The following is a 4,314-nucleotide window of genomic DNA, read 5'->3' on the forward strand; positions in this document are numbered from 1 at the left end:
ACGGCAGGCACAAGGCGTCCCACGTCCGGCCCCCTCCCTTGGGTCTAAGCGCCAGATCTCGTCGGAGCGGCGAAGCCGTTCGAGATATCAACAGGCGATCGGCATGACGAACACAGGCTAACCACCGGGGATTGTCCCGGGCAATGGCCGGGAACGAGCCGGGCACCCAGAGGTGCACCATGGGTCCTGTGCAACTGGACTTCCAGCTGGTGCTGCTGCGCCGCATGGCCGACCACAACCCGGACCTGGTCGAGGACGCCCGCCGCGAACTGGGTGCGTCCCTCGCGGACATGAGGGAGGCCAACAAACGCTGGCAGGCGATGGTCCGGTCCCCGCGCTCCCGGTCCGCCGCATCGCGCTACCGCTCAGTGCTCGGGCCGCCCGAGCGGGAGAGCAGGCGTACGGTCGGCGACCTGGAGTGCGCGGTGTGGCAGTGGCGGCTCCCGCTCTGGCCCACCCTGCGCTTCGAGGTGCTGGTCGCGGCCGGGGGCGCGGTCTGGAACGAGTGGCTGGTCCGCGCCCCGGACGCGCCCGCCCCCACGCTGGAGACCTTCGCGGACCTGACCCCCTGGTCCTGCACGATCGACGAGGCCGCCCGCGCCTTCGCCCCCGCCCGCCCCCTGGAGGGCACCGCCCCCACCCGGTGGGGTCTGGCCCTCACCCTCCCCGACGGCCGTCAGGCGGTCGCCGAGTTCACCTGGGGGCTGCTCCAGCGCACCGCCGTCATCGACGGGCCGCGCCGATGACCGCCGCCGCCACCGCCGCCACCGAACCGGGGTGCAGGAACAGGAACAGGTTCGGCTCGACCAGCTCCAGCTCCATCACCCGCGGCCGGCCGTCCTCGCCGTCGACCAGGTCCACCCGGGCGTAGAGCAGCTCGGGCGCGTCCGGTACGGCGGCCAACGCGCGCTCCGCGACGGCGAGTTCGGCCGGCGTGGGGGTCCACGGCGCCAGATCCGGGTGGGCGACCTTGTCCGCGTCGTACGCCGTGCCCGGTGTGAGCACGGCCCGCTTGCGGCTGGCGTGCAGCAGCCGCCCGCCGAAGAACTGCAGCGCCCGCTCCCCGCTGACGTCGATGCCCGAGACGTACGGCTGGACCATCGCGGTCAGCCCCTCCTCGTGCATCCGGGCGAGGTGGCGCAGGGCGGTGTCGTGCTCGCCGGGTGTGTAGCGGGCGGCGAACCGGGCGCCGGCGCCGAAGGTGGGCTTGACCACGAAGTCGCGGTCGGCGGGGAGGGCGGGACCGGCCGGGTCGCCGGGGGCGAGATACCGGGTCGGCACCACCGGCACACCGGCCGCCGCGAGGTCACCGAGATACCGCTTGTCGGTGTTCCAGCGCACCACGTCCACCGGGTTCGCGATCCGGGTCGTCCTGCCCACCCGCTCCACCCACGCCACGAACTCGTCGGCGCGCCAGCTGTAGTCCCAGGTGGAGCGCAGGACGACCAGGTCGTAGCCGCCCCACTCGGTCTCCGGGTCGTCCCACGGCCGCGCGACGGCCTCGGCCCCCGCGTCGGCCAGCGCCCGCAGCAGCACCGGCAGGTCCTGGTCCTTGCTCGGTTCCGCGCCGGGGTCGTAGGTGGCGAGGGCTATGCGAGGCACGGTGGAGCTCCCTTGGCTGACGGCGGCTGGGTCCCCCGGCAGGCTAACCGGCTGCACCCGCCGAGCAGGGAACCGGGTGTGCGCTACAGGAAAGTCGCGCCGAACCCATTGACGCGGAAGCGCTTCGATTTTACGGTCCCGTTCGAAGTTACGGGCGTGATCCGATATTTCGAACGAGCGTAAGGGCAGGGCAATGGGACGACCTGGCCTCAGTCGCAGGCACCTACTGGGCACGGCGGGAGGGCTGGCGGTGGCGGGGAGCTTCGGCTTCGCAGCCCTGGGCAGCGGAGCCGACGCGCTCGCCTCCACCGCCCACACCCGGGTGCGCTACTGGAACCTCTTCAGCGGCGGCGACGGCTCCAACATGATCGCGATGCTGGACGCCTTCCGTAAGGCGCACCCGGACATCGCGGTGAAGGACTCCACCCTCCAGTGGGGCAACCCCTTCTACACCAAGCTCGCCATGGCGGCCGCCGGCAACCGCGCCCCGGACCTCGGCGTCATGCACATCGGCCGGGTCGCCGGCTTCGCACCGGGCCGCCTCCTGGACGCCTGGGACACCGGCCTGCTCGCCAAGTACGGCCTGCGGGAACAGGACTACAACCCGAAGCTGTGGCAGCGCGGCATCGTCGACGGCAAGCTCTACGCCCTCCCGCTCGACGTCCACGTCCAGCTCTGCTTCTACCGCAAGGACGTGCTGAGGAAGGCGGGCCTGCTGGGCGCCGACGACCGGATCGTGCCCATCACCTCGGCCGACGACTGGTTCGGCGTCCTCAAGGAGGCCAGGAAGGCCACCAAGAAGGGTCTGCAGACCATCGGCCTGTGGATCAACGACCAGAACTTCCAGTGGTGGTTCTTCGTCGCCTTCTACACCCAGCTCGGCGGCACCTGGTTCAACGACGCGAGGACCGAGGTCACCTTCGACACCGACAAGGCCACCCAGGTCCTGGAGTTCCTGCGTCGGCACGTCACCGACGGCTACGCGAACCCGGCCATGGGCTCCGTCAACGCCGAACAGTTCATCAACGGCGCGCCGTTCGCCTGGGAGGGCAACTGGTCGGTGCCGGTCTACTCGGGCGCCAAGCTCGACTACGGCGCGATCCCGCTGCCGCCCGTCTTCGGCACCCCGGCCACCCACGCCGAATCGCACTCCTTCGTGCTGCCGCACCAGTCCGACCGCGGCGGCGCCACCGACGAGGCCGCCCACCGACTCGCCGCCTACGTCGTCACGCACGCCCGGCAGTGGGCGGCCGGCGGCCACATCCCCGCCTACCTGCCGACGCTGTCCACCCCGGCGTACCAGAAGCTCTACCCGCAGAACGAGTATGTGTCGGCGATGAACCACCAGGCCAACGAGCCCAAGGTGTGGTTCGCGGGCTCCACCGGCATCCTCGCCCAGCGCGTCGGCCCGATCGTCGTCTCCTCGACCGTGGGCTCGGCGAAACCCGACGCCGCGGCCGGCCGGATGAAGAAGGAACTCGCCACGCTGCTCGCGATGAAGAACCCCATGGACGGCAGGACCGCCGCGCAGGGAGGTACGGCCGCATGACGACCGCAGAGACAGTCCTCGCACCGGCCCGCACCAAGGCCGCCGCCGCGAGCGCCACCCTCCGCCGCAGACAGGGCTTCCAGCACGGCGGCTGGTTCGTCGCCCCCTTCCTCCTCCTCTTCACCCTCTTCGTGATCTGGCCGCTGCTGCGCGGCGTCTACCTCAGCCTCACGGACGCCAACATCACCGGCGCCGGCGCGAACTTCATCGGCCTCGACAACTACCGCGAGGCCCTCAGGGATCCCCTGATGTGGGACGCCCTCGGCCACAGCGCGTACTTCACGCTGCTGGTCGTGCCCTGTATCACGGTCCTCGCCTTCCTCCTCGCGATGCTCGCCCACCACATCGAGCGCGGGAAGTGGCTGTGGCGCCTGTGCTTCTTCGCGCCCTTCCTGCTGCCGTCCACGGTCGCAGGCAACCTCTGGCAGTGGTTGTTCAACCCCGGCACCGGGATGATCAACCACGTGTTCGGCGGCGACACGCCCTGGCTGACCGACAAGTCGTACGCGATGCTCGCCATCGTCATCGAGACCCTCTGGTGGACCGTCGGATTCAGTTTCCTGCTCTACCTCGCCGCCCTCCAGTCCATCCCCGCCCACCTCTACGAGGCCGCGAAGCTGGACGGCGCGAACGCCTGGCACCGCATGGTCCACATCACCCTGCCGATGCTCCGCAACATCACCGGCCTGGTGATCGCCCTGCAGATCCTCGCCTCGCTCCAGGTCTTCGACCAGGCCGTGGTGATGATGGACTTCGGCCCGGGACCGGAGAACTCGACCCGCACCTTCGTCCAGTACACCCTCGAAGAGGGCTTCACCAGCTACCGCGTGGGCTACGCCTCCGCCATCTCCATCATCTTCTTCGTGATCATCGCCGCCGTCGCCCTCGCGAGGATGTGGCTGCTGCGCAACCGCACCGAGGAGGCAGCCCGATGACGACCGCCGCACCCGTGAAGCCCCGCAGGGCATGGACCCCCAGCCAGATCGTCCTCACCCTCCTCGGCACGGCCGTCTCCGCGGTCTTCCTCGCCCCCCTCCTGTGGGGACTGTTCACCTCCCTCAAGTCGGAGACGGAGGCCGTCGACGTACCGACGCACTGGCTGCCGAAGCACTGGACGGGCCAGGCCTGGAAGGCCCTCTTCGCCACCGGCAACATCACGAACT

Annotated in this window: 4 protein-coding genes and 1 pseudogene; 4 read left to right on the forward strand and 1 reads right to left on the reverse strand. The window is 70.3% G+C overall.

The window, feature by feature from the left end; all coding sequences use genetic code 11:
• The first annotated feature begins 179 nt into the window (after positions 1-179).
• Positions 180-746 (forward strand): hypothetical protein, encoded by a 567-nt coding sequence (locus tag ABZ646_RS41195; RefSeq protein ID WP_360531280.1) that lies wholly within the window; start codon positions 180-182, stop codon positions 744-746.
• Here the strand turns inward: ABZ646_RS41195 and ABZ646_RS41200 are convergent.
• Positions 724-1,602, reverse strand: a complete 879-nt coding sequence (locus ABZ646_RS41200; RefSeq protein ID WP_360531283.1) for a hypothetical protein — start codon at positions 1,600-1,602, stop codon at positions 724-726. The genes ABZ646_RS41195 and ABZ646_RS41200 overlap by 23 nt on opposite strands.
• 193 nt (positions 1,603-1,795) lie before the next feature.
• Here ABZ646_RS41200 and ABZ646_RS41205 point away from each other — a divergent pair, with 193 nt between their 5' ends.
• From ABZ646_RS41205 to ABZ646_RS41215, 3 genes and pseudogenes are all read left to right on the forward strand, one after another.
• Positions 1,796-3,151, forward strand: a complete 1,356-nt coding sequence (locus tag ABZ646_RS41205) for an extracellular solute-binding protein (RefSeq protein WP_360531286.1) — start codon at positions 1,796-1,798, stop codon at positions 3,149-3,151.
• Positions 3,148-4,086, forward strand: coding sequence for a sugar ABC transporter permease (locus ABZ646_RS41210; protein WP_360531289.1), 939 nt, complete (start codon positions 3,148-3,150; stop codon positions 4,084-4,086). Before ABZ646_RS41205 ends, ABZ646_RS41210 begins: the two co-directional genes overlap by 4 nt.
• A pseudogene (locus tag ABZ646_RS41215) lies at positions 4,083-4,314 on the forward strand (carbohydrate ABC transporter permease); the annotation flags it as partial. The gene ABZ646_RS41210 and the pseudogene ABZ646_RS41215, both read left to right, overlap by 4 nt.

Source organism: Streptomyces sp. NPDC007162, from assembly GCF_040634175.1.
Lineage (GTDB): Bacteria > Actinomycetota > Actinomycetes > Streptomycetales > Streptomycetaceae > Streptomyces.

Coding starts and splice junctions, on each gene's coding strand:
- ABZ646_RS41210 (WP_360531289.1), top strand. CDS start 3,148: ATGACGACCGCAGAGACAGTCCTCGCACCGGCCCGCACCAAGGCCGCC.
- ABZ646_RS41195 (WP_360531280.1), top strand. CDS start 180: ATGGGTCCTGTGCAACTGGACTTCCAGCTGGTGCTGCTGCGCCGCATG.
- ABZ646_RS41205 (WP_360531286.1), top strand. CDS start 1,796: ATGGGACGACCTGGCCTCAGTCGCAGGCACCTACTGGGCACGGCGGGA.